This window comes from Comamonas sp. 17RB, assembly GCF_030056555.1.
Taxonomy (GTDB): domain Bacteria; phylum Pseudomonadota; class Gammaproteobacteria; order Burkholderiales; family Burkholderiaceae_C; genus Comamonas; species Comamonas terrigena.
The window spans coordinates 244,531-267,112 of the sequence record NZ_JASHHY010000004.1; the positions used below are offsets into that span (position 1 = coordinate 244,531).

Consider the following 22,582-nt stretch of genomic DNA (forward strand, 5'->3'; position numbering starts at 1 on the left):
TCTAAGGCTTTCCCCATGGTGTCCCTGCAGGATCTGCAACTGGAAGCTGCCCGCGCACTGGTAGGTGCCGGCCAGCTGCCTGCAGACGCTGAGCCTGCTCGCTATCTGCAGGCCCTCATTGACGGTCTGTGCGAGCTGTCGCTCAAAGATCCACTCACCGGTCTGTCCAACCGCCGCCAGCTTTTCACGGTCATCGACTGTGAACTGGACCGTGTGGCCCGTTCGGGCGAAGCAGCACTGCTGCTGATGCTGGACATCGACCACTTCAAACACATCAACGACGCCCATGGCCACGTGGCTGGCGACCAGGTGCTGCAGGCCGTGAGCCGCGTGCTGGCCGACAGCGTGCGCCCCATGGACACCCTGGTGCGCTTTGGTGGCGAGGAATTCGCCATCGTCCTGCCGGCCTGCCATGCCGCGTTCGGCAAATCGGTGGCCGAACGCATCCGCCGTGCGGTCGAAGCCGTGCGCGTGCCCATTTCCCCCACCCAGGAGCTGCAGGTCACTGTGAGCGTCGGCGGCGCCTTCGCGCTCCAATGGATCCGCAGCACCCGCAAACTGTGGCTGGAACGTGCGGACCAACAGCTCTACCGCTCCAAAAGTGGCGGTCGCAACTGCGTGCATATCGAAGAACAACCGGACAGTACCGTTTCTGCAGAAGAAAAAAGCTTACTATTTGGGCCTTTGACCCACATGCCGTCCACCTGGGCGGATGTATCCGAAGATGCCGCGGCGTGGAACGCCGTGGATGAGCCTGCCGGCAGCGTCAACTGAAAGCAATAAGATGAGCGACGTGCTGTCCCCCCCTTCCCCGTTAGCCACTGCCCAGTCCACGCATGTACCTTCTTCGCGTGGTTCGCGTGCGCACATCATTGCCATCACCAGTGGCAAGGGTGGCGTCGGGAAAACCTTTGTCTCCGCCAACCTGGCGGCAGCCCTCACCCGCCACGGCCTGCGCGTGCTGGTGCTGGATGCCGACCTTGGTCTGGCCAATCTGGACGTGGTGCTGAACCTCTACCCCAAGGTCACGCTGCACGATGTGTTCACCGGCAAGGCCACGCTGGACGAAGCAGTGATCACCGCGCCCGGTGGCTTCTCGGTGCTGCTGGCCGGCTCCGGCATGGTGGAATATTCCCGCCTGACCCCGGAAATCCGCAACCAGCTGATGCATGTGATCGACACACTGGCGCCCCGCTACGACGTGGTGCTGCTCGACACCGGCGCCGGCATTTCCGACGTGGTGCTGTTCTCCGTGTCGCTGGCCTCCGAAGTGCTGATCGTGGCCACGCCCGAACCCACCTCGTTGACCGATGCCTACGCCGCCATCAAGGTGCTGACCACCCAGCAAAAGCGCCATAACATGCGCCTGGTGATCAACCAGGCCGCACGCCCCGGTGACGGCCGCGCCATCACTGGCCAGCTGCAACAGGTGCTCAACCGCTTTGTCAGCACGGAATCCGGCAACCCCATGCGCCTGATCCACATGGGCGACATTCCCGCCGACAAGGCCGTGCGTGAATCGGTAATGCGCCGCCAGTTGCTGCTGCACAGCATGCCTGGCTGCCCGGCAGCCCTGGCCGTGGCCCAGCTGGCCAACAAAATCAAGACCATGCTGACCCCGGTGGAGTACGCCTGAGCGGCCTCCAGCCCCAGCGCTCAAGAACAACGGTGCAGTTATCTGCACCGTTTTTTTATTGCAGCAGGCTTGAAAGCACGCCACAACCATTGGGCAGTGTGGCACGCGGCGGCGCCAGCACCACCGCCCGGAATCGCGTGCAGGCCGGCTCTGCATGGCGGCTCTGCGGCAGACCATGCGCCCCGGCCACCAGTCCATTGCCCATCAGCACCCATCAGCACGCCTGGGGTGCTGCCGCCCACACAACAAAAAAGGCGCCCAGTGGGCGCCTTTGGAAAGTGGGCAACACCGCCGCGCGGCGGCATTACGCAGCACAGCTTACAGGGTACGGCGACGGCCATCCACACTGAAGGCGCCCGCACCGAAGGCGGCGAAGGCCAGCAGCCCACCCACCACTGCCACGTTCTTGTTGAACAGCAGTTGTTGCATGCCCGCCTGGTCAGCCGGCAGCCCCCAGTAGGCATGGAAGAAAAAGCTGGCCACCAGCGTAAAGAACGCCAGCACCAGGGCCGCCCAGCGTGTGCCCCAGCCCAGCAGCAGGGCGATGCCCCCCAGCAGCTCGATCAGCAGACCGATGCCGACTGCCACCGTGGGCATCGGCATGCCCATGGCCCCGGCATAGCCCACAGCCCCGGCAAAACCGCTGATCTTGCCGAACCCGGCAGGGATGAACAGAAAAGCCATCAGGATGCGCCCGACCAGCGCAAAGACGTTCTGAGAAGAATTCCACATCATGTTGCGTGCTCCTAGTTGTACCAATCAGGCGGCCAAATCAAACACCAAGACCTCGGCCTGGCTGGCCTGGTCCAGCGTCAGACTGGATTCATTCTCGATAAGCGCAGCATCCCCACTTGTCAGCTTTTGTCCATTGATGGACACCGCGCCCGAAACGACAAACACATAGGCCTTGCGCTGGGCATCCAGGGCCTGGTGCAGTGCGGAGGAACCGTCCATCAGCGTGGCGTAGATGCGGGCATCGGCGTTGAGCTGCACCGAGTTCTCCGCGCCATCCGGCGATGCCACCAGGCGCAGGATATTGGTTTTCTCTGCATTGGTGAAGCGCTTTTGCTCGTAGCCGGGCTCCATGCCCTGGCGCAGCGGCAGCAGCCAGATCTGCAGGAAATGCGTGGTCTGACCGGCGGCGTGGTTGTGCTCGCTGTGCACCACCCCACTGCCGGCAGTCATGCGCTGGACCTCGCCCGGCGCAATCACCTGCTCGTTGCCCATGCTGTCCTTGTGCGAGAGCTGGCCCGACATCACATAGCTGACGATCTCCATATCCCGGTGACCATGGGAGCCAAAGCCGGTGCCGGGAGCGATGCGGTCTTCATTGATAACACGGAGATTGCCCCAGCCCATGTGGGCCGGATCGTAGTAGCTGGCGAAGGAAAAGCTGTGCTGGGACACCAGCCAGCCATGGTCGGCGTGGCCCCGGTCGGCGGATTTGTGGATACGGATCATCGCGGTGCTCCTTGTGTGAATGGCGGGCTGCGCGCTGTTGTGCAACCCATGGATGTACTGTAGGGCGGGGGCTGTTGCAGGGGGCAACATGGGTTTGATGGCATCATTCAAATCTTTTGCATCCTGCAATGCCATGCCCCAACCCCGCGACGTGCTCACCCCCGACAGCCTGTCCATGCTGCAGGTGATTGCCGACACCGGCAGCTTTGCCGCCGCCGCGCGCACCCTGGGACTGGTCCCCAGCGCCCTGACCTACCGCGTGCGCCAAATGGAAGAAGCACTGGATGTGCTGCTGTTCGACCGCCGCTCGCGCCAGGCCCAACCCACCGAGGCCGGCCAGGCCCTGCTGCAGGAAGCCGACCGCCTGCTGCAGGACATGGACGCCGTGGCCCACCGCGTCAAGCGCGTGGCCACCGGATGGGAGCCGCAGCTGACCATCGTGGTCGACGGCGTGATCGACCGTGCCACCCTGCTGGACCTGGTCGAAGCCTTCTACGCCCTGCACCCTCCGACGCGCCTGAAGCTGGTGGAAGGCATTCTGTCGGGCACGCTGGAGACCCTCACCTCCGGCCGCGCCGACCTGGCCATCGGCGTGAGCGTGCAGTCCAGTGACACCGCCAGCCTGCAGACCCGTGATCTGGGCGACATGATCTTCCGCTTTGCCGTGGCGCCCCACCATCCGCTGGCCGCTGCCGCCGAACCCATCGACGATGAAACCCTGCTGGCCCACCGGCTGATCGTGGTGGCGGACTCCGGCGTGCGCGACGCCGCCAGCGTGGGCCTGCTCGGCGGGCAGGACACCCTCACGGTGGGCAGCATGCCCGCCAAGATCGAGGCGCAGATCCGCGGCCTGGGCTGCGGCTTTCTGCCCGACAGCATGGTCGCTCCCTATGTTGCAGCCGGCTTGCTCCGCGTCAAGGACGTCGCCCGCCCCACGCGTAATATGCGGCTGCGCTATGCGTGGACACCTTCGGCGCACACCCGCCCCGGCCGGGCCCTGCAGTGGTGGCTGGAACAGCTGGAAAGCCCCACCACCCGCAACGCCCTGCTGGCCCATTCACGGCACCCCCACCTGCCCGGCGGCGGGTCGGATGCAGTGTAGAGTGTGAACCGGAGTGCACGCCCAGCGCCGCGCACCCCATACCCATAACGGAGACTCTCCATGCCGCGCAACGCAGCCTACGACACCCCTCTGCCCGCTCCCTCCCGCCCCTATCACATCGCCATCATCGGCGCCGGCATGGCCGGCACCGCCTGCGCCCGCACCCTGGTGCAGGCCGGCTTTCGCGTGTCGGTCTTCGAACAGGAGGCCCAGGCCGGCGGCCGCATGGGCCATGTCGACACCGCCAACGGCAGCTTCGATGCCGGCGTGCAGTTCTTCACCGTGCGCGACCCGCGCTTTGCCCAGGCACTGGACGTGACCGTACCGGGCCTGTGCCGCCCCTGGAGCGCCACCACCATCGTGGTGCTGGACGAAACCGGCAAGAAAGTCGCCCGCCCCAATGGCAAGGAACACCACTGGGTGGCCTGCCCCGGCATGGGCGATCTGGTGCGCACCTGGGCCGCCCCGCTGGAGCGCCATGGCATGCTGCACACCCGCACCCAGGTCCAGGCCCTGGAACGCGACCGCCTGCACCCGGACCAATGGCAGCTGCGCGTCTCCAGCCCGGATGACGCCCCCAATGTCTATGCCGGCTTTGACGCCGTGGTGCTGGCCATCCCCGCCCCGGCTGCCACCCTGCTGCTGCGCGGCAGTGGTGTGCAAAGCCCGCTGACCCTGCCGCTGTCGGAAGTGGAAATGGAACCCTGCTGGACCATGATGCTGTCCTTCCCCCAGGCCATGCAGCCCGGCGTGACCACACTGGGCCCGGACTGGAACGTGGCCAGCAGCACCCACCACCGCATTGCCTGGCTGGCGCGCGAATCGTCCAAGCCCGGCCGCTCGCTCAAGGAACGCTGGACGGTGCACGCCAGTGCCGAATGGTCGCTCAAGCACCAGAATGACAGCCCGGCCCGTGTGCTGGCCAAGCTGCACAAGGCTTTCACCGAAGTGACGGGCATCCGCGTGCAGCCCAGCCACATGGATGTGCGTCTGTGGCCCCACGCCCGCACCAGCACCCCGCTGGGCCAGTCGTTTGCCTGGGACTCGCACGAGCAGTTCGGTGTCTGCGGCGACTGGTGCGTGGGCATGCGGGTCGAAGACGCATTCCTCTCCGGCCTGGATCTGGCGCTGGCCATTGCCGATCAGGTGGACAATCCAGCCTGATCTCCTGCGGCCTGCGGGCCGGCCCCCTGTGATGGTGCCGCCTGCCAGGCCTGTGCCCGCACATGCCTGACTCTGCCTGCCCACCTTCGGCCGCTGCTGCGGCCTCCTTGCCCACCACGGCCGCTCCCTACTGCGGCCGTTTTGCCCCCTCCCCCACCGGCCCGCTGCACGCGGGCTCGCTGGTTGCCGCCCTGGCCAGCTGGCTGGATGCCCGCGCCCATGGCGGCACCTGGCTGGTGCGCATCGAAGACATCGACCCTCCGCGCTGCCAACCCGGCGCCGACCAGCACATCCTGCAGCAGCTGGCCCGGTGCGGACTGCATCCCGACGCCCCCCCGGTCTGGCAATCGCAGCGCCAGGCGCACTATGCGGCAGCGCTGGAGCAGCTGCGACACAGCGACCTGGCCTACCCCTGCGGCTGCGGACGCCGTGACCTGGAAGCTGCCTGGGCGGCCCAGGGCATGGTCCATGTGCGCCATGTGGAGCGCCCCTATCCCGGCACCTGCCGCCACGGCCTGCATGGCAAACCGGCACGCAGCTGGCGCTTCCGGCTCGATGAATATGTGCGGAACTGGCCTCCCAGACAGGCGGCCGGGGCGACACCGGCCGGCTTTGCACTAGAAGATGGCTGCCTGCACTGGCAGGACCGGCGCCTAGGACCCCAAACCCAGCGCCCCGTCGAGGCCGTGGGCGACTTCATCCTGCAGCGCGCCGACGGCCTGTATGCCTACCAGCTGGCCGTGGTGGTGGACGATGCACTGCAGGGCATCACCCATGTGGTGCGCGGCGAAGACCTGACCGACAACACCCCCCGCCAGATGCTGCTGCAGCATGCCCTGGGCGTACCGACACCGGCCTATCTGCACACGCCGCTGGTGCTGATGCCCGATGGAGAAAAACTCTCCAAGCAGCATGGCGCCACACCGCTGGATCTCAGCGACCCATTGTTTGCGCTATATCAAGCCGCCTCTGTACTGGGCTTGTCGCCCGTGGAGAGCCCCGCGACAATCCCGGACGCCTTGCACACATGGGTCCTGAATTGGCAGGGCTTTTACAATGCGGCCCGTGACCGATACTCCTCATACCCCCGCTGCCCCTGATGCAGCCCCCACCCCGCAAGGCCAGGCGCCTGCCGGTGTGCTCCACCCCAAGACCATCCGCAGCTTCGTCCGCCGCACCGGCCGTGTGACCACCGGCCAGGCCAAGGCGTTTGAAGACCTGGGCCCCCGCTATCTGCTGAACTACCAGAACGCCCCGCTGGACGCGCAGGCCGCCTTTGGCCGCACCGCGCCACTGATTCTGGAAATCGGCTTTGGCATGGGCGAAGCCACGGCACACATCGCCCGTGTCCGCCCGGATGATAATTTCCTGTGCTGCGAAGTGCACGAGCCCGGCGTGGGCGCCTTGCTCAAGCGCATTGGCGAGCACGACATCACCAACATCCGCATCCTCCAGCACGATGCGGTGGAAGTGCTGGAGCAGATGCTGCCCGAAGGCTGCCTGGACGGCATCCACATCTTCTTCCCGGACCCCTGGCACAAGAAGAAACACAACAAGCGGCGTCTGATCCAGAGCGCTTTTGTGGCCAAGTTGACCGCTCGTCTGAAAGTCGGTGGCTATATCCATTGCGCCACAGACTGGCAGCCTTATGCGGAACAGATGCTGGAAGTGCTGGACGCCGAACCTTTGCTGCGCAACACTGCCGAAGGCTATGCGCCGCAACCCGACTACCGCCCGCTGACCAAGTTCGAAAACCGCGGCCTGCGTCTGGGCCATGGCGTGTGGGACGTCGTTTTCCGCCGCGTATAGCACCCCCAGTTCATTGAGTCCGACAAGGCAGCATGCAAATTCTTCAGAACCTGGTTGAGATGACCGGCCACCGCGATCATGTGCGGTTGGAAGTGTCGGTACTCTCCACCATGCAGCAGCTGCCCCATGTGACCAATGTGCGCGCGCTGGAGCTGGCCGAGCAGGCAGAAGGCACCCTGATCCGCCCCCGCACCTGGCTGCAGGACGGCGAGATCCTGTCTTCCGACTGCGAAGCCTCCAGCGACCAGCGTGGCCAACCCCTGCACACGCTGCCGCCACTGGCCGAGTGCATCCAGCAGGCCCGCAGCAGTGCCCGCCACAGCGACGGTCCCCACCACCATGTGCTGTGGCTGCCGGTGTGGATGCACAACAAGGCGCGCACCTGCCTCGAGATCACCCAGTCCCGCCCTTTCAGCACCCAGCGCATCGAGGTGCTGCAAGGCATCTTCCGCGTCTACCAGAACTACCAGAGCCTGCTGGACTACAGCGAACGCGATGCCCTGACCGGCCTGCTCAACCGCAAGACCTTTGACGAGCAGTTCATCCGCTTTGCCAGCCTGGAAGCCAATGCCAGCGTCGCCGCGGCGCCGCACAGCCTGAGCGACGAAGTCCCCCAGCAGTGGCTGGCGGTGGTGGACATCGACCACTTCAAGCAGGTCAACGACCGCTTCGGCCACCTGTTTGGCGATGAGGTGCTGATTCTGGTGGCCAATCTGCTGCGCGCCTCGTTCCGTACCCAGGACCGCATCTTCCGCTTTGGCGGTGAGGAGTTCGTGATCCTGCTGCGCGCCGCCTCGCTGAAGGAAGCGCACCAGGTGTTCGAGCGTTTTCGCAAGACCGTGGAATCCCACGCTTTCCCGCAGCTGGGCCAGATCACCGTCAGCCTGGGCTTTACCAGCACGCGCCTGTGCTCGCCGGTGGAAATCCTGGGACAGTCCGACCAGGCCCTGTACTACGCCAAGCAGCACGGCCGCAACCAGGTCTGCCACTACGAGAGCCTGGTGGCCGAAGGTGCCCTGGGCCACCAGGTGGCCCACGACGACGTCGAGCTTTTCTAGGCTCGCCCCGCAGCCTCCTGGACCGCCAATCCCCTGCTTTCAATCTGCTGCTTTTCCGGCAGCACCATGTGCCGTGCAACAACTTACAACGCCATGCGGATGCAGTTGCGGCCATCGGCCTTGGCCTGGTAGAGCATGCTGTCGGCCCGCTCCAGCAGGCTGCACAGCGTCTCACGTCCGCGCAACTGGGCAATGCCGAAGCTGGCCGTCACCTGCAGCGCCACGCCCTGCGCCAGCACCGGGCCGGTACGCACGAAATCGGCCAGCCGCTGCGCCGATTCCAGCGCCTCGCGGGCCGTGGTTTCCGGCATCACCAGCAGAAACTCCTCGCCTCCGTAGCGCGCCACCCAGTCCACCTGGCTGCGCAGATGCGTCTGCAGGCGCAACGCCACTTCTCGCAGCACGATGTCCCCCACGCCGTGGCCATGCTGGTCGTTGATGGCCTTGAAATGGTCGATGTCCACAAACACCAGCGACAGCGGCCGGCCATAGCGCAGGCTGCGCTCCAGCTCGGACGGCAGGCGCTCATCCAGTGCGCGGCGGTTGAAACAGCCCGTCAAGGCATCGGTCAGCGACAGGCGCTTGACCTCATCCACCAGCACTTCCAGCTTTTGGGTGCGGTCGGCCACCAACCCGTCCAGATTGTCGATGTGGCTGCGCACGTCCCCCTGCAGTTGCAAAAAGCCCTGGACCACCAGGTCAATCTCATCGGACTGCGCGCGCTGCGGGCGCTGCAGCTGCAGCGGCTTGCTCAGCGCGTTGGGCTTGAGCCCGGCGGCAAAGCGCGCAATCTGGGACAGCGGTTGGCGCAGCTCGCGCCCCAGCACCCAGGCCACCATCACGCAGATCAGCAGCGTGAACAGCGCATAGCCAAAGGTCACGCGCAGCGTGGACTGCGCCATGGTGAACAGAAAGTACTGCGGGTCGGCCCAGATCTCCAGCACCCCCAGTGCAATCGCCTGTCCGTCCGGCGGCATGATCTGCACCGTCACGGTGGCCGGCACGTCCCGCACATTCCGGCCGCTGCTGAACGTCTCGCCCGTGGCCAGCGCCTGCACCTGCACCTGGGCCACTTCCGGCAGTGCGCCCATCCAGTCGACCTGTTCGCGCACGGCCCTGGGATCGATGTCCCACAGCGCCATCGACAGATTGCGCATGCTGTTGTCCGCCAGCAGGCGCATGGAACGCTCGAAGCTGGCCTGTTCATGCCGGAACTCGATCCAGGCATGCAACCCGCCCAGCGCCAACATGCAGCCCAGCGACAGCCAGACAATGCGCTGGATCAGCAGCGTGGAAATGGAACGGAAGCGCGTGGTGTCTGCAGACGACATGAAGAGGCCGCGGGCTAGCGCAGCAAACGGCCGATGTCGAAGTCGTAGCGCTTCAACTTCGGCTGGTGGAACTTGCTGAAGGCCTTGAAGTCCACACGCGTCTGCACCTGTGCAAAACGTGACTCGAAGGCCGGAATATTGGTTTCATTCAGCAGCATGAACATGGGGTAGTGCAGCTCCAGCCCCTCGGAGGCGAAGTCGATGCCCCGGAAATGGTCGTAGAGCATCACCAACGCCCAGGCACCCGCCAGGAAGTGGCCTCCAGCCAGCGCCGTCAACTCCCCACGCCTGCGGGCATCCAGGGCCTCCTGCGAGGTGTTGATGGCGCTGAACAAGGCATCCTTGCCAGGCATGCCGCCTTGCTGCCGCCAGGCTTCCATGGCGCCAAAAGCCATCTGGTCGCTGCCGGCCCAGACCAGACGGGCATCGGGATAGCGCTGGTACAGCACCTTGGCCTGCTCGTGCGCCCGCTCGCGCAGCCACTCGCCATAGACCTGCTGGGTGAACACCACCTCCTTGGCTTCCTGCACCGCACGCAGCATGCCCCTGTTCCGTGCCGCCGAGGCGGTGGTGGAGCGGTCCCCAGCCACTGCCATGAAGTGCAGCTTGCCGTCAGCACCGCGCAGCTGGGGCATGATGCGCGCCTTCTGGATCAGCGCCCGGGCAGTCATATAGCCCGCATCTTCCGCACGCGGCTCCATGCTGCCCAGCCAGAACGGATAGCGCTCGCGCGGGCGGCCGGTCTGGGCATGCAGATCCTCCGGGATGCCGCTGAACACCATGAACACCGGAATCCCGGCACCTTCCAGCGAGCGCAGGATTTCCGGGCCCACGCTGTAGTCGTTGGTGACCACCAGGTAGTCGGGCTTGCTGCGCGCCGGCCGCTGTGCGATTTCCTTGGCCAGCGTGATCGGCATCAGGCGATTGCGCTCGGCATAGAGGATCTCCAGCTCCATGCCCAGGCTGCGTGCCGACTGTTGCATCACCTGCGACACCGTCACCCAGTAGCCCTCGCTGCTCTTTCCCGGGTTGATGAAGGTCACGCGCTGCGCTGCCGCCCCCGTTGCAACGCCCAGCAGCAGCGCCATGCATGCCGCCAGGGCACGCAAAGCGGCCCAGCTCCCGCACTGGCGCAGACAGTCCTGTGTCTTCCTACATCCCAGCGCAAGGCGGGCAATCAATGGCATCGTGGAGTTTCCTGGCGCGTGCAGCCCCACCCCGGGCCATCACAGCAAAACCCAGAACGATAGCGAAAAAAAGCCCGCGCATGGCGGGCTTTTTCATGCATGGCCGGAAAACAGGGTTTTCCGCTGCCGCAGCGACGATGTTTTACAGACGCTCGGACACCCAGGCCTGCACCGATGCCAGAGCGGCCGGCACTGCCGCTGCATCCGAGCCACCGGCCATCGCCATGTCGGGCTTGCCGCCGCCCTTGCCGCCCACTTGCTGGGCCACAAAGTTCACCAGCTCGCCAGCCTTGACCTTGGCGGTTTCAGCCTTGGTCACACCGGCAGCCAGCTGCACCTTGTCGCCGTCCACGGCCGCCAGCACGATCACGGCCGCGCCCAGCTTGTCCTTGAGCTTGTCCATGGTGTCGCGCAGGGTCTTGGCGTCGGCGCCATCGAGCTTGGCCGCCAGCACCTTCACGCCGTTGATTTCGACGGCCTGCGTGGCCAGTTCATCGCCCTGGCTGGAAGCCAGCTTGCCCTTGAGGGCGGCGATTTCCTTTTCCAGTGCCTTGATCTGCTCCAGCGCACCACCGATGCGGTGGGTCAGCTCGGCAGCAGGCGCCTTGAAGGCCGCCGCAGCCTGGTCCACCGTGGATTCCAGCGACTGCAGATAGGCCAGCGCATTCTCGCCCGTCACCGCTTCGATGCGGCGCACGCCAGCGGCCACACCCGATTCGCCCACCACCTTGAACAGGCCGATGTCGCCCGTGCGGTGCACATGGGTGCCGCCGCACAGCTCGCGGCTGGTGCCGATGTCCAGCACGCGCACGGTTTCACCGTACTTCTCGCCGAACAGCATCATGGCGCCGGTCTTCTGGGCGCTTTCGATGTCCATCACGCGGGCATCGGTGGCGCTGTTGGCCAGTACTTCGGCATTCACGCGGGCTTCGATCTCGCGGATCTGCTCGGCCGTCACCGGCGCGTTGTGCGCAAAGTCGAAACGGGTGCGCTCGGCGTTGACCAGCGAGCCCTTTTGCTGCACGTGACTGCCCAGCACTTCGCGCAGGGCCTTGTGCATGAGGTGGGTGGCCGAGTGGTTGCGCACCGTGGCAGCGCGCAGCTGGGTGTCCACCTGTGCATGCACGGCGTCGCCCACCTTCAGGCTGCCGGCTGCCAGCTGGCCATGGTGGCCGAACACATCGGCCTTGATCTTTTGCGTGTCTTCCACGGCAAAGCGTGCGTCGCCAGCGGCAATCACGCCCTGGTCGCCCACCTGGCCGCCGGATTCGGCGTAGAACGGGGTGGTGTCCAGCACCACCACGCCGGACTGGCCGGCCTGGAGCTCGTTCACGCTGACGCCATCGGCGTAGAGGGCCACGATCGTGGCCGGCTCGGCCAGCTTGTCGTAGCCGGTGAAGGTGTTGGCAGCGCCGGTGTATTCCAGCGCACGGTCCATCTTGAACTTGCCGGCCGCACGGGCCTGGTTCTTCTGCTGTTCCATGGCTGCGTGGAAGCCGGCCTCGTCCACCGACAGACCACGCTCGCGCGCCACGTCGTTGGACAGGTCCAGCGGGAAGCCATAGGTGTCGTGCAGCTTGAAGGCCACATCACCGGGCAGCACCTGGGTGCCGCCAGCCAGTGCGCTGTCCAGGATTTCCATGCCGTGGGCCAGGGTCTCGAAGAAACGCTCTTCCTCGACCTTCAGCACCTCGGTGATACGGGCTTCCTGCTCGCGGATCTTGGGATAGGCATCGCCCATGGTGGCGACCAGGTCCTTGACCAGCTTGTGGAAGAACGGGGCCTTCTGGCCCAGCTTGTAACCGTGGCGGATGGCGCGGCGCACGATGCGGCGCTGCACATAGCCACGGCCTTCGTTGGAAGGGATCACGCCGTCGGCCACCAGGAAGGCAGTGGCACGGATGTGGTCGGCAATCACCTTCAGCGAGGGGTTTTCCAGATCGGCGGTATGGGTCTCTCGGCCGGCCGCCTTGATCAGGTGCTGGAACAGGTCGATCTCGTAGTTGCTGTGCACATGCTGCAGGATGGCCGCCAGACGTTCCAGGCCCATGCCGGTGTCCACGCAGGGCGCAGGCAGCGGCTTGACGTTGCCCTGCTCGTCCATGTCGAACTGCATGAACACGTTGTTCCAGATTTCGATGAAACGGTCGCCGTCTTCATCGGGCGAGCCGGGAGGACCGCCGGCAATGTGTGCGCCGTGGTCGTAGAAGATTTCCGAGCAAGGACCGCAGGGGCCGGTGTCGGCCATCATCCAGAAGTTGTCGGACTTGTAGCGACCGCCCTTATTGTCGCCGATGCGGATCACGCGCTCGGGCGGCAGACCGATTTCCTTGGTCCAGATGTCGTAGGCCTCGTCGTCCTCGGCGTACACGGTGGCCAGCAGCTTGTCGGCCGGCAGCTTGTAGACCTCGGTCAGCAGCTCCCACGCCCACTTCAGCGACTCGCGCTTGAAGTAATCACCGAACGACCAGTTGCCCAGCATCTCGAAGAAGGTGTGGTGGCGTGCGGTGTAGCCCACGTTCTCCAGGTCGTTGTGCTTGCCGCCGGCGCGCAGGCAGGTCTGCACGCTGGTCGCACGGTTGTAGGGGCGCTTGTCCGTGCCCAGGAACACGTCCTTGAACTGGACCATCCCGGAGTTGGTGAACATCAAGGTGGGGTCGTTGCCCGGCACCAGCGGGCTCGATTCCACGATGGTGTGGCCCTTGGATGCGAAAAAGTCCAGAAACGTCTTCCGGATGTCGGCAACGGAGAAAGTGGGAGTGCTCATGGATATGGGGGTTTCGGTGTGCCAGGAGCCGAATTGCTTGCTACGGCACGGAACAACCTTTGATTATAGGTTTGGCCCACCGCCCTCCGCCTGCACCGCGGCATTCCCGCGACGCCCCCACCAGCAAAAAGCCCCGCAGCGCAGGCTGCAGGGCTTCGGTGTGGGGTGGCGAAAGACCTGGCTCAGTGCTTGGCGGCCTTGCCCTTGGCGGCAGCGGCCTTGTCTTTCTTGCTGCCGATCTTGCTTTCCTGGCCCTTGAGCAGGCGGCCGATGTTCTGCGCATGGCGCCACAGCAGCAGCGCCGACATGGCGATGATGGCGGCCAGCAATGGCTTTTCTGCCGACCACAGGCTGCCGTCCAGCAGCACGTAGTACACCGGCGCGGCAATGGAGGCGATCAGGGCCGACAGCGAGGAGTAGCGGCTGATGACCGCCACCGCCAGCCAGGTCAGCAGCACCAGCAGGCCCAGCCAGCCGCTGATGCCCAGCAGCACGCCCAGCGCCGTGGCCACGCCTTTGCCGCCCTTGAACTGGAAGAACACCGGGAACAGATGGCCCAGGAAGGCCGCAATGGCCACCAGCGCCAGCGTGCCCTCTTCCAGCCCGAACTGCGGGCCGGCATATTTCACCAGCACCACGGGCACAAAGCCCTTGAGCGCATCCAGCAGCAGCGTCACGGCCGCCGCCTTCTTGCTGCCCGAGCGCAGCACATTGGTGGCGCCGGGGTTGCCGCTGCCATAGGTGCGCGGGTCACTGAGGCCGAAAGCGCGGCTGACGATGACGGCAAACGACAGCGAACCGATCAGGTAGGCAAGCACGGTGGCCAGGGAGGGAAGCAATGCGTTCAAGAGAGAAATCCTTGCCTGCCCTCCAAGGCAGGCGGCTGGTATTTGTTGTTTTTCCGGTTTTTGGCTGGCCGGCCAGGGCCGCTCCGCGAAGGGCTTATTGTGCCAGCGCGCACTGTACCGGCTTGGCGTCCAGCAGCTCCACACAAACCCGGGGGGCGATCTGCACCAGGAAACCACGGCGCCCGCCGTTGATGGCGATGCGCGGCAAATCCAGGATGCTGGACTCGATATAGACCGGCATCTCCTTGCGCGTGCCAAACGGCGAAGTCCCGCCCACCAGATAGCCGCTGTGGCGGTTGGCCACTTCGGGCTTGCAGGGCTCGACACTCTTGGCACCGATCTGGCGCGCCAGATTCTTGGTGGACACGGTGCAGTCGCCATGCATCAGCACCAGCAGCGGTCTGGCATCCTGGTCCTGCATCACCAGGGTCTTGACCACCGCATGCTCGTCCAGCCCCAGCTGGCGTGCCGATTCGCTGGTGCCGCCATGCTCCACATACTCATATGGGTGCTCGGTGAACTCCACCTTGTGCGCCTTGAGCAGTTGGGTGGCCGGGGTCTCGCTCACATGGGCTTTGTCTTTTTTTGCCATATTCTCTGAATGGATAGCCTCGCCTCCCACGCGCCCGACAAGCGCGTGGAAGACCGATGGAACCAGGGGAGCCGGCCCTGCCGGCACCGCCCGGTACGCAGCCCTTTCCCTTGCAGCACAGGAGCGCAAGGCAAACAGCGCCGCTTCAGCGGGCGTGGCGCCCTGTCACTGCGCCGGGTCGCGGTGCTGCCAGCGGATGGCGTCGATCTGCCCCAGCAGTTCCGCAGGCAGCTGCGAGCCCCAGATCGCCAGGTCTTCGTCGAGCTGCGCCAGGCTGGTCACGCCAATGATGGTGCTGGCCACCTGCCACTTGGTGTAGCAGAACGCCAGGGCCATCTGCGACGGCGTCAGGCCGTGCTGGCGCGCCAGCGCGTTGTACAGGCGCGCCACGGGCAGCACCTCGGGGCGGCCCCAGCGCTGCTTGCGCACCGATTCGTACTTGGCAATGCGGCCCTGCGGCGAATCCGGCGCCTGCGTGCCCATGGCGTCGTACTTGCCGGACAGCAGGCCCACGCCCAACGGCGAATAGGCCAGCAGACCCACGTCCAGGCGGTGGCAGCTCTCGTCCATGCCGTTTTCCCAGCTGCGATTCAGCAGGCTGTAGGGGTTCTGCACGCTGGCGACGCGCGGCAGACCATATTCCTCGGCCAGGCGCACAAACTCGTGCACGCCATAAGGCGTTTCGTTGGACAGGCCCACATGGCGGATCTTGCCCTGCTGCACCAGCTTGGCCAGTGTCTCCAGCTGTTCGCGGATCGGGGTGGCCGAGTTGTCCTTGGCCGGCTCGTAGTACAGCGCGCCGAAGGCAGGCACATGGCGCTCCGGCCAGTGGATCTGGTAGAGGTCGATCACATCGGTCTGCAGACGGCGCAGACTGCCCTCGCAGGAGGCCACGATGTCGGCACTGCTCAGCCCCGCGCCTTCGCGGATCCAGGGCATGCCGCGCGAGGGCCCGGCCACCTTGCTGGCCAGCACCACCTTGTCGCGCTGACCGGGGTTGGCCTTGAACCAGTTGCCCAGAATGGTCTCGGTCGCACCGTAGGTGGCTTCGCGCGCCGGCACGGCATACATCTCGGCCGTGTCCCAGAAATACACGCCACGCTCCAGCGCACGGCTGAGGATGCGGTGGGCGTCCACCTCGTTCACCTGCTCTCCAAAGGTCATGGTGCCCAGGCAGATGGGGCTGACTTTCAGGCCGCTGCGGCCCAGTTCGACATGCTGCATGCTTGCTTTCCTGCTCTTCACAATAGTGTTCAAGTGTAAGGAGCTGGCAGCACGGTTGCAGACAAACCGGGCGGAATCCGTACCGCGAGATGGCTTCAGGGGGCAGCCTGGGCCTGCGCCAGGGCCTGCTCCGCGAGCTGGCGCGCACGCCGATAGTTGTTGCGTGCCGTCTCGCTCCAGATGGCCTGCAGCCGCTCCCACTGGGCATCAGCCGGGGCACCCGCAGCCGCCAGCCATGGCCGGCTGCTCGCCTCCACGGCAGGCAGCACCGGCGTATAGGCCACTTTGCGGGCCGATGCCAGCAACGCCGCACCCTGCCGGCTGGACCGGCTGCGCAATGCCCGGTCTGCGGCATGGATGGCGCGGGTCGCGGCCTGCAACTCGACCAGGGGTTCCGTCACCACCAGGTCAAACAGCCGGCTCACCAGCTGGTAGCGCGTACTGGAGAGCTCCACATCAAACTGCAGGCGCGAGCGCTGGGCCTGCAGGTAGGGGTCCGGGTAGCCCGCAGGCATGTGCAGCACCGCGGCCGGCAGCACCGGCAGGCGGTTGATCCGGGGGTCCAGCAACAGCTGCTGCCCCGGCGGCGACAGGGTGAAGGCCATGAAGCGCTTGGCCTCGTCCGGGTTGTGCGCCCCGGCCACCAGGCCGATGCTGGCCGGCAGCACCGGGGCCATGGTGGCGTAGGCGAAATCCACCGGCATGCCCGAGTACTTGGCCGCCAGGCCGAACGCGTCGATCACCAGACCGGCGCCATAGCTGCCACGCGCAATGCCCCGGGGCACGGCATAGCTGTCGGGAGAGATCTCCGCCGCATTGCCCGCCAGCTGCAGCAGCAGCGCCCAGCCCTGTTCCCAGCCCAGGCCCTGCAGCATGCTTTCCACCATCAGGTGGGTGGTGCCGGAGCGCGAAGGCGCGCTCAGCACCACATGGCCGGCATAGGCGGGCTGGGCCAGATCCTGCCACTCCTGGGGCTCCCGGATCTGGCGCTGGCGCAGATAGTCGCTGTTCCACATGATGCCGTAGCCTGACAGCGACTGGCCAAAATAGCGTCCGCTCGCATCGTTGAGCGCATGCGGTCCCACCTTGGCCGGCACCTGGGGGTTGCGCAGCTCAGGCGCAGGCTGCAGCAGCCCTTTGCGCGCCAGCAGCACAAAGGCCTCGATGGACGAGGCCCAGACAATATCCGGCCGCTTGCCCGCCGGGCGCTGCTCCACCTCGCGCAACAGCTCGGCGGTGCTCTTGGCCACGATTTCCAGGCGGATGCCCGGATGCTGGCGTTCGAACGCCAGGCGGTAGGCCCGCATCATTTCCTGCGACAGCGAGGTCACCACCGTCACCGTCCCGGCCTGTGCCAGTGCCGGCGGCCAGCCGCTGCACAGGCACAGAAAAAGGGCCGCAGCCCATCGAAAACTGGCAAGCTTGACTGGTCTCTGCACTCCGGTCCCCCATGTCACGCAGTGCGTCACGCGCCGGACAGTCCCGCCCACCCGTGCCGCATCGGTTGCTATAGGATTTGCTGCAGCTACTGTAGTGCGCGCAACTGCCGGCGCGTGCACCGTTCACCCCTTCCACGGGCATTTATCTGACAGCCGTACCGCCTTTGCACTGACATACCGACATGTACCAGCCCCAACGCGCCGCCACCAGCCAGCACCTTCCGGTGCGCACCCTCTCCTACCATGTGCGCACCTGGGGCCAGCCCCAGCCCGATAGCGTCCCCCTGGTACTGGTGCATGGCTGGATGGATGTCTCCGCCTCCTGGCAGTTTGTGGTGGATGCCTTCAGCCAGGCGTTTGCACAGGGGCGGCAGATCATCGCCCCGGACTGGCGCGGCTTCGGACTCAGCCCCATGCCCGCGCCCTGCGACAACTACCACTACGCCGACTACCTGGGCGATCTGGACGCGCTGCTGCGCCACTGCGTGCCGGGAGACGGTGCCATCGATCTGGTGGGCCACAGCATGGGCGGCAATGTGGCCATGTTCTATGCGGGCGCCCGTCCGGCGCGCATTCGCCGCCTGGTGAACCTGGAAGGCTTTGGCATGCCCGCCAGCCGCCCCGCCCAGGCCCCCAGGCGCACCGCCCAGTGGCTGGACGAGCTGCAGCAGCTGGAGAGCGGCGCCATCGCCCTGAAAACCTATGCCAGCGTGGACGACGTGGCCCAGCGCCTGCGCAAGACCAATCCGCGCCTGCCGGCCGACAAGGCCCTGTGGCTGGCCCAGCACTGGTCGGCCCCGCAGGCCGACGGCCGCTGGGCCATCCTGGGCGATGCCGCCCACAAGATCGTCAACCCCCAGCTGTTCCGTGTGGACGAGGCCCTGGCCCACTACGCGGCCATCACCGCGCCCCTGCTGGCGGTGGAAGCCAGCGACGACAGCCTGGCCGGCTGGTGGAAAGAGCGCTACACGCTGGCCGAATACCACCAGCGCCTGCAGTCCGTGCCCGACTGCCGCCTGGCCCGGGTCGAAGACGCCGGCCACATGCTGCACCACGACCAACCCGCCGCCGTGGCGCGGCTGATCGAGGATTTCTGCACCGCCGCCGCTTGAAGCCTGGGGCCTCCAGCAGGCCGCTATTTCGCCTGCAGGCCCAGCATCTCGACCACCGCTTTCTCCTTGCGCATCGACGCCTGGGCAAAGGCATGGAAATCCTGCGGACTGCGGTAGTCCGGCGCCATGTCGAAGCGCTCCAGCACCTGGACAAATGCCGGGCTCTGCATGGCCTGGTAGAAGGCATCGTGCAGCGTGCGCACAATCGCCGGATCCATGTTCCTGGGGCCAACCAGACCCCAGGGCGACTTCTGCACGATGTCGGCACCGCTTTCCTGCAGCGTGGGCACACCGGGAAAGCGCGCCATGCGCTTGTCGCCCCACACCGCCAGCAGCCGCAGCTTGCCCGACTCCACATAGGGCACAAAGGCCGACGTCTCGGCCGCCGACGCCACCTGCCCGGCCAGCAGCGCCTGCAGGGAGTCGGCCGAGCCCTTGTACGGCACGTGGTTCAGCACCATGCCGAACTGGCGCGAGAGCTGCTCCATCGTCAGGTGGTTGGTGGTGGCAATACCCGGCGTGCTGTAGGTCAGCTCACCCGGGTGGGCCTTGGCGTAGGCCACATAGTCCTGCAAGGTCCGCAGTGGCGAGTTCGCCGGCACCACAATGCCGAAGGCATAGCCCGTCAGGCCGATGATGTAGGTCAGATCGGTATCCGGGCTCCAGCGGATGTTCTGGGTGTACGGCAGGCGGTAGATGCCGGCCGGAGCAATCGCCAGCGTGTAGCCATCGGCAGGCGCGTTGAGGATGCCCTGCACCCCCAGCACGCCGCCGGCGCCGGGCTTGTTCTCGATCACCACCGGCTGACCCAGGATACGCGCCACCTGCTCGCCCAGCACGCGCATGGGGGCGTCGGTCGATCCGCCAGGGGCAAAGCCGATGGCAATCTTCAGCGGTTTGCGCGGGAAGCAGGCCGCGGCGCCAGCAGCCCAGCTGCGGGCGGGCTGCAGTCCGGCCAGTGGTGCCAGCAAGGGGCTCAGCACCAGTGCAGCGGCCATGCGGCGACGGCCCTGCCTCATGCGGGAATCGGTCATGGAAGGTCTCCGGTTATGAAAGGGATGCGCTCAATGCGCGCCAGATGCGCCGCCCAGGTGTGCGGCTCAGGTGTGCAGGCCTGCGCAGCGCATCTCGGTGTGGTGTGTCTCTGCCGTTTGCGGGTGCCGGTATCACGCCGGGCTGCCGGCCCAGTGCTTCAGCACATGCTTGAGGATCTTGCCGGTGGGCGCGGCCGGCAGCGCCGGCACAATGCGGATCTCGCTGGGCACCTTGTAGGGCGACAGCTGTGCGCGCAACCACTGGCGCAGCTCCTGCAGGTCGGGGTCCATGCCGGCCTTCACCTCGACAAAGGCCACCACCTCTTCGTTGTCCGCCACCTCGCGCCCCACTACGGCCGACTGCACGATGGCCGCATGGCTGTTGAGCACCTGCTCCACTTCCACCGGATAGACATTGAAGCCCGAGCGGATGATCAGCTCTTTGCTGCGCCCCACCACCTCCAGCGCACCATCCGCCCCCTGGCGTGCCATGTCGCCGGTGTTGAACCAGCCCGCGGCATCCAGCACCTGAGCCGTGGTGACGGCGTCGCGGTAGTAGCCACGCATGCGTCCCGGGCTGCGCACCCAGAGCTCGCCCACCTCTCCGGAAGCCACCGGCAGGCCGCCGGGGCCACGCAGGCTGGCCTCCACGCCCGGAATCGGCTGGCCCACGGCACAGTCCGCACGCGGCGCACCGCGCGTCTGGGCGATGGTGGGGCCGGTTTCGGTCAGGCCATAGCCGTTGTGCAGCGTCTGGCCCAGCGCCTGCTCGACCTGGGCCTTGAGGCTGGGCGTCAGCGGTGAACCGGCCACCCCGATCAGACGCAGTTCCGGTGCTCGCAGCGTCTGCTGCTGCGATCGGCTCCACTCCAGCAGCCGGGCAAACAGCGCCGGCACGCCCACGAACAGGGTGATGTCCTGCTCCCCCAGCGCCCGAGCGGCGGCCTCCGGCGTGAAGCGGGCTTCCAGCAGCAGACTGGCGCCGGCGCACAGACTGCCCAGAAACTGGGTCGACAGCCCCACCACATGGGCCATGGGCAGCACGCCATAGACCCGGTCGCGCGGGCCGATCTCGCGGATCTCGCGCGCCGACTGCGCCACAAAGAGCAGGTTGGCGTGCGTCAGCATCACCCCCTTGGGATGGCCCGTGGTGCCCGAGGTGTAGACCAGGGCCGCCACCTGCTCTGCCGGATCGGCGCTGCAAGGCTCCGCCTGGGCCTGTGCGTTCAGCGGGCCCAGACCCAGCGCCCCCACCGGCGTATCCCAGCCTACCGCCTCCGCATGGCGGGCATGGACCACGGCTTCGGGCGAGACATGGGTCAGGTAGACCACACGGCGGGCACCGGAATGCTCCTTGAACTGCGCAATTTCCCGCTCCGACAAGCGGGCGTTGACGATGCTCACCCAGGCATCCAGCTTGCTGGCAGCCACAAACAGTGCGCAGGCTGCCACGCAGTTCTCGCCCACCACCAGCAGGCGATCGCCAGGGCCCACCCCGGCCTGCTGCAGTTGCTGGGCCAGTGCATCGCTCGCCGCCCACAGCTGCTGGTAGCTCAGGCGGTGCTGGGCATCCTGCACGGCCAGATGGCCGGGCTGGCGCTGCACCCAGGGGGCAATCGCCTCATGGATGCGGCGCGGCGCGGAAGAAAGGGTCGGGGCCGTCAAGCGGGCCTCCATAGTGTCTGCGGGCATGGTGTCTCCTGTCTGGTGGGGTCACAGCGGCCCGACATGGCTGCTGCGCTGGAAAAAGTGTAGGAGCGCCCCCGGCCCGGCAGCCCCTTTTTCCAAACCGCCATGCGGAACATCGCCTCCAGAAAGACACCCTTGTCATTTGGCCGCCGCTGCGTTAATTGCACAGGCACCACCGTGCGCTGCAGACCGGTTCATGGAGCGGCAGGCCGCTGCTGTCCATGCCGCTGCAAAACCGCTGTGCGGAACCCGATCTGCGCCGCCGGCGGTTGCAAACGGTCCGCGCCCTCCACAATCGATCCCAGTGGCAAGGATGGCGGCACATGCATGCCCCACCGGCTGCACTGCATCTGCACACACAGGAGACAAGCCATGAGTGACAAGAAAGCCATCCTCGTGATTGGCGCCGGAGACGCCACGGGTGGCGCGATTGCCAAGCGTTTTGCCCGTGAGGGCTATATCGCATGCGTCACCCGCCGCAGCGCCGACAAGCTGGAGCCGCTGGTCCAGGAGATCCGCGCCGCAGGCGGTGAAGCCCACGGCTTTGGCAGCGATGCGCGCAAGGAAGACGAGATGGCCAGCCTGATCGAACACATCGAAAGCCAGATCGCCCCCATCGAAGTGGCGGTGTTCAACATCGGGGCCAATGTGCGCTTTGGCATCACCGAGACCACGGCACGCGTCTATTTCAAGGTCTGGGAGATGGCCTGCTTTGCCGGCTTTCTGATGGGGCGCGAGACCGCCAAGCGCATGCTGCCGCGCGGGCGGGGCACGATTTTGTTCACCGGCGCCACCGCCAGCCTGCGCGGGCGCGACGGCTTTGCCGCCTTTGCCGGCGCCAAGCACGGCCTGCGCGCCCTGGCCCAGAGCATGGCACGCGAGTTGTGGCCCCAGGGCATCCATGTGGCCCACCCCATCATCGATGGCGCCATCGACACCGACTTCATCCGCAGCAACTTCCCCGAACGCTATGCGCTGAAGGAGCAGGACGGCATCGTCAGCCCCGAAGCCATTGCCGACGCCTACTGGGCCATCCACCAGCAGCCGCGCAACGCCTGGACGCACGAGACCGAACTGCGCCCCTGGCTGGAGAGCTGGTAAACCGCTGCCCCCGCCACCACCATCCCCA

The 22,582-nt window shown here is 66.2% G+C and carries 20 protein-coding genes; 9 read left to right on the top strand and 11 right to left on the bottom strand.

Annotated elements, in window-relative coordinates:
* Positions 1 to 15 precede the first annotated feature (15 nt).
* A complete protein-coding gene (locus QM470_RS09440; protein ID WP_272970689.1) occupies positions 16 to 774 on the top strand; it encodes a GGDEF domain-containing protein in 759 nt (252 codons plus the stop codon).
* Between the two features lie 10 nt (positions 775 to 784).
* The gene (locus QM470_RS09445) at positions 785 to 1,636 is read left to right on the top strand and encodes a MinD/ParA family protein (protein WP_115594675.1); all 852 of its coding nucleotides are present in this window, start codon (positions 785 to 787) and stop codon (positions 1,634 to 1,636) included.
* Between the two features lie 318 nt (positions 1,637 to 1,954).
* On the opposite strand, the gene QM470_RS09450 is transcribed toward QM470_RS09445, so the two are convergent.
* Positions 1,955 to 2,368, bottom strand: a complete 414-nt coding sequence (locus QM470_RS09450) for a DoxX family protein (protein WP_283339180.1) — start codon at positions 2,366 to 2,368, stop codon at positions 1,955 to 1,957.
* A 27-nt stretch (positions 2,369 to 2,395) separates the two neighbouring features.
* On the bottom strand, positions 2,396 to 3,097 hold the full coding sequence (locus QM470_RS09455) for a pirin family protein (protein WP_283339065.1): 702 nt from the start codon (positions 3,095 to 3,097) through the stop codon (positions 2,396 to 2,398).
* Between the two features lie 133 nt (positions 3,098 to 3,230).
* On the opposite strand from QM470_RS09455, the gene QM470_RS09460 reads away from it, so the two are divergent.
* From QM470_RS09460 to QM470_RS09480, 5 genes are all read left to right on the top strand, one after another.
* On the top strand, positions 3,231 to 4,199 hold the full coding sequence (locus QM470_RS09460) for a LysR family transcriptional regulator (RefSeq protein ID WP_283339066.1): 969 nt from the start codon (positions 3,231 to 3,233) through the stop codon (positions 4,197 to 4,199).
* 60 nt (positions 4,200 to 4,259) lie between these two features.
* Positions 4,260 to 5,363, top strand: a complete 1,104-nt coding sequence (locus QM470_RS09465; RefSeq protein ID WP_218332484.1) for an NAD(P)/FAD-dependent oxidoreductase — start codon at positions 4,260 to 4,262, stop codon at positions 5,361 to 5,363.
* Positions 5,364 to 5,425: 62 nt separating this feature from the next.
* Positions 5,426 to 6,463, top strand: coding sequence for a tRNA glutamyl-Q(34) synthetase GluQRS (gene gluQRS / locus QM470_RS09470; protein WP_283339067.1), 1,038 nt, complete (start codon positions 5,426 to 5,428; stop codon positions 6,461 to 6,463).
* On the top strand, positions 6,420 to 7,172 hold the full coding sequence (gene trmB / locus QM470_RS09475) for a tRNA (guanosine(46)-N7)-methyltransferase TrmB (RefSeq protein WP_218332486.1): 753 nt from the start codon (positions 6,420 to 6,422) through the stop codon (positions 7,170 to 7,172). The genes gluQRS and trmB overlap by 44 nt, the downstream gene beginning before the upstream one ends.
* Positions 7,173 to 7,204: 32 nt before the next feature.
* Positions 7,205 to 8,230, top strand: a complete 1,026-nt coding sequence (locus tag QM470_RS09480; RefSeq protein ID WP_283339068.1) for a GGDEF domain-containing protein — start codon at positions 7,205 to 7,207, stop codon at positions 8,228 to 8,230.
* A gap of 83 nt (positions 8,231 to 8,313) precedes the next feature.
* On the opposite strand, the gene QM470_RS09485 is transcribed toward QM470_RS09480, so the two are convergent.
* From QM470_RS09485 to QM470_RS09515, 7 genes are all read right to left on the bottom strand, one after another.
* Positions 8,314 to 9,561 (bottom strand): GGDEF domain-containing protein, encoded by a 1,248-nt coding sequence (locus QM470_RS09485; protein WP_283339069.1) that lies wholly within the window; start codon positions 9,559 to 9,561, stop codon positions 8,314 to 8,316.
* Between the two features lie 14 nt (positions 9,562 to 9,575).
* On the bottom strand, positions 9,576 to 10,649 hold the full coding sequence (locus QM470_RS09490) for an ABC transporter substrate-binding protein (RefSeq protein ID WP_283339070.1): 1,074 nt from the start codon (positions 10,647 to 10,649) through the stop codon (positions 9,576 to 9,578).
* Positions 10,650 to 10,890: 241 nt separating this feature from the next.
* Positions 10,891 to 13,515 (bottom strand): alanine--tRNA ligase, encoded by a 2,625-nt coding sequence (alaS, locus tag QM470_RS09495; RefSeq protein ID WP_283339071.1) that lies wholly within the window; start codon positions 13,513 to 13,515, stop codon positions 10,891 to 10,893.
* Between the two features lie 182 nt (positions 13,516 to 13,697).
* Positions 13,698 to 14,363: a glycerol-3-phosphate 1-O-acyltransferase PlsY gene (plsY, locus tag QM470_RS09500; RefSeq protein WP_066534563.1), complete on the bottom strand. Its 666-nt coding sequence runs from the start codon at positions 14,361 to 14,363 to the stop codon at positions 13,698 to 13,700.
* 94 nt (positions 14,364 to 14,457) lie between these two features.
* Positions 14,458 to 14,955: a Cys-tRNA(Pro) deacylase gene (gene ybaK / locus QM470_RS09505; protein ID WP_218332490.1), complete on the bottom strand. Its 498-nt coding sequence runs from the start codon at positions 14,953 to 14,955 to the stop codon at positions 14,458 to 14,460.
* Between the two features lie 165 nt (positions 14,956 to 15,120).
* Entirely contained in the window at positions 15,121 to 16,179 is a 1,059-nt protein-coding gene (locus tag QM470_RS09510; protein ID WP_283339072.1) for an aldo/keto reductase, read from the bottom strand.
* Positions 16,180 to 16,274: 95 nt separating this feature from the next.
* The gene (locus tag QM470_RS09515; RefSeq protein ID WP_283339073.1) at positions 16,275 to 17,510 is read right to left on the bottom strand and encodes an ABC transporter substrate-binding protein; all 1,236 of its coding nucleotides are present in this window, start codon (positions 17,508 to 17,510) and stop codon (positions 16,275 to 16,277) included.
* Between the two features lie 290 nt (positions 17,511 to 17,800).
* Here QM470_RS09515 and QM470_RS09520 point away from each other — a divergent pair, with 290 nt between their 5' ends.
* Entirely contained in the window at positions 17,801 to 18,730 is a 930-nt protein-coding gene (locus QM470_RS09520; protein ID WP_283339074.1) for an alpha/beta fold hydrolase, read from the top strand.
* Positions 18,731 to 18,753: 23 nt separating this feature from the next.
* Here the strand turns inward: QM470_RS09520 and QM470_RS09525 are convergent, their stop codons facing one another.
* Complete coding sequence (locus tag QM470_RS09525) at positions 18,754 to 19,728, bottom strand: tripartite tricarboxylate transporter substrate binding protein (protein WP_502846827.1); 975 nt, start codon at positions 19,726 to 19,728, stop codon at positions 18,754 to 18,756.
* Positions 19,729 to 19,896: 168 nt separating this feature from the next.
* Positions 19,897 to 21,456, bottom strand: coding sequence for a class I adenylate-forming enzyme family protein (locus QM470_RS09530; RefSeq protein WP_283339076.1), 1,560 nt, complete (start codon positions 21,454 to 21,456; stop codon positions 19,897 to 19,899).
* Between the two features lie 369 nt (positions 21,457 to 21,825).
* Between QM470_RS09530 and QM470_RS09535 the strand changes: the two genes are divergently transcribed.
* A complete protein-coding gene (locus QM470_RS09535) occupies positions 21,826 to 22,554 on the top strand; it encodes an SDR family oxidoreductase (protein ID WP_283339077.1) in 729 nt (242 codons plus the stop codon).
* Positions 22,555 to 22,582 lie beyond the last annotated feature (28 nt).

What these genes read in the sequence shown, in the direction of transcription:
- QM470_RS09525 (WP_502846827.1), bottom strand. Translation starts at nt 19,728, where the DNA reads ATGGCCGCTGCACTGGTGCTGAGCCCCTTGCTGGCACCACTGGCCGGA.
- gluQRS (WP_283339067.1), top strand. Translation starts at nt 5,426, where the DNA reads ATGCCTGACTCTGCCTGCCCACCTTCGGCCGCTGCTGCGGCCTCCTTG.
- QM470_RS09480 (WP_283339068.1), top strand. Translation starts at nt 7,205, where the DNA reads ATGCAAATTCTTCAGAACCTGGTTGAGATGACCGGCCACCGCGATCAT.
- QM470_RS09465 (WP_218332484.1), top strand. Translation starts at nt 4,260, where the DNA reads ATGCCGCGCAACGCAGCCTACGACACCCCTCTGCCCGCTCCCTCCCGC.
- trmB (WP_218332486.1), top strand. Translation starts at nt 6,420, where the DNA reads ATGCGGCCCGTGACCGATACTCCTCATACCCCCGCTGCCCCTGATGCA.
- QM470_RS09445 (WP_115594675.1), top strand. Translation starts at nt 785, where the DNA reads ATGAGCGACGTGCTGTCCCCCCCTTCCCCGTTAGCCACTGCCCAGTCC.
- QM470_RS09520 (WP_283339074.1), top strand. Translation starts at nt 17,801, where the DNA reads ATGTACCAGCCCCAACGCGCCGCCACCAGCCAGCACCTTCCGGTGCGC.
- QM470_RS09490 (WP_283339070.1), bottom strand. Translation starts at nt 10,649, where the DNA reads ATGGCGCTGCTGCTGGGCGTTGCAACGGGGGCGGCAGCGCAGCGCGTG.
- QM470_RS09460 (WP_283339066.1), top strand. Translation starts at nt 3,231, where the DNA reads ATGCCCCAACCCCGCGACGTGCTCACCCCCGACAGCCTGTCCATGCTG.
- QM470_RS09535 (WP_283339077.1), top strand. Translation starts at nt 21,826, where the DNA reads ATGAGTGACAAGAAAGCCATCCTCGTGATTGGCGCCGGAGACGCCACG.
- alaS (WP_283339071.1), bottom strand. Translation starts at nt 13,515, where the DNA reads ATGAGCACTCCCACTTTCTCCGTTGCCGACATCCGGAAGACGTTTCTG.
- ybaK (WP_218332490.1), bottom strand. Translation starts at nt 14,955, where the DNA reads ATGGCAAAAAAAGACAAAGCCCATGTGAGCGAGACCCCGGCCACCCAA.
- QM470_RS09455 (WP_283339065.1), bottom strand. Translation starts at nt 3,097, where the DNA reads ATGATCCGTATCCACAAATCCGCCGACCGGGGCCACGCCGACCATGGC.
- QM470_RS09450 (WP_283339180.1), bottom strand. Translation starts at nt 2,368, where the DNA reads ATGTGGAATTCTTCTCAGAACGTCTTTGCGCTGGTCGGGCGCATCCTG.
- QM470_RS09440 (WP_272970689.1), top strand. Translation starts at nt 16, where the DNA reads ATGGTGTCCCTGCAGGATCTGCAACTGGAAGCTGCCCGCGCACTGGTA.
- QM470_RS09530 (WP_283339076.1), bottom strand. Translation starts at nt 21,456, where the DNA reads ATGCCCGCAGACACTATGGAGGCCCGCTTGACGGCCCCGACCCTTTCT.
- QM470_RS09485 (WP_283339069.1), bottom strand. Translation starts at nt 9,561, where the DNA reads ATGTCGTCTGCAGACACCACGCGCTTCCGTTCCATTTCCACGCTGCTG.
- QM470_RS09510 (WP_283339072.1), bottom strand. Translation starts at nt 16,179, where the DNA reads ATGCAGCATGTCGAACTGGGCCGCAGCGGCCTGAAAGTCAGCCCCATC.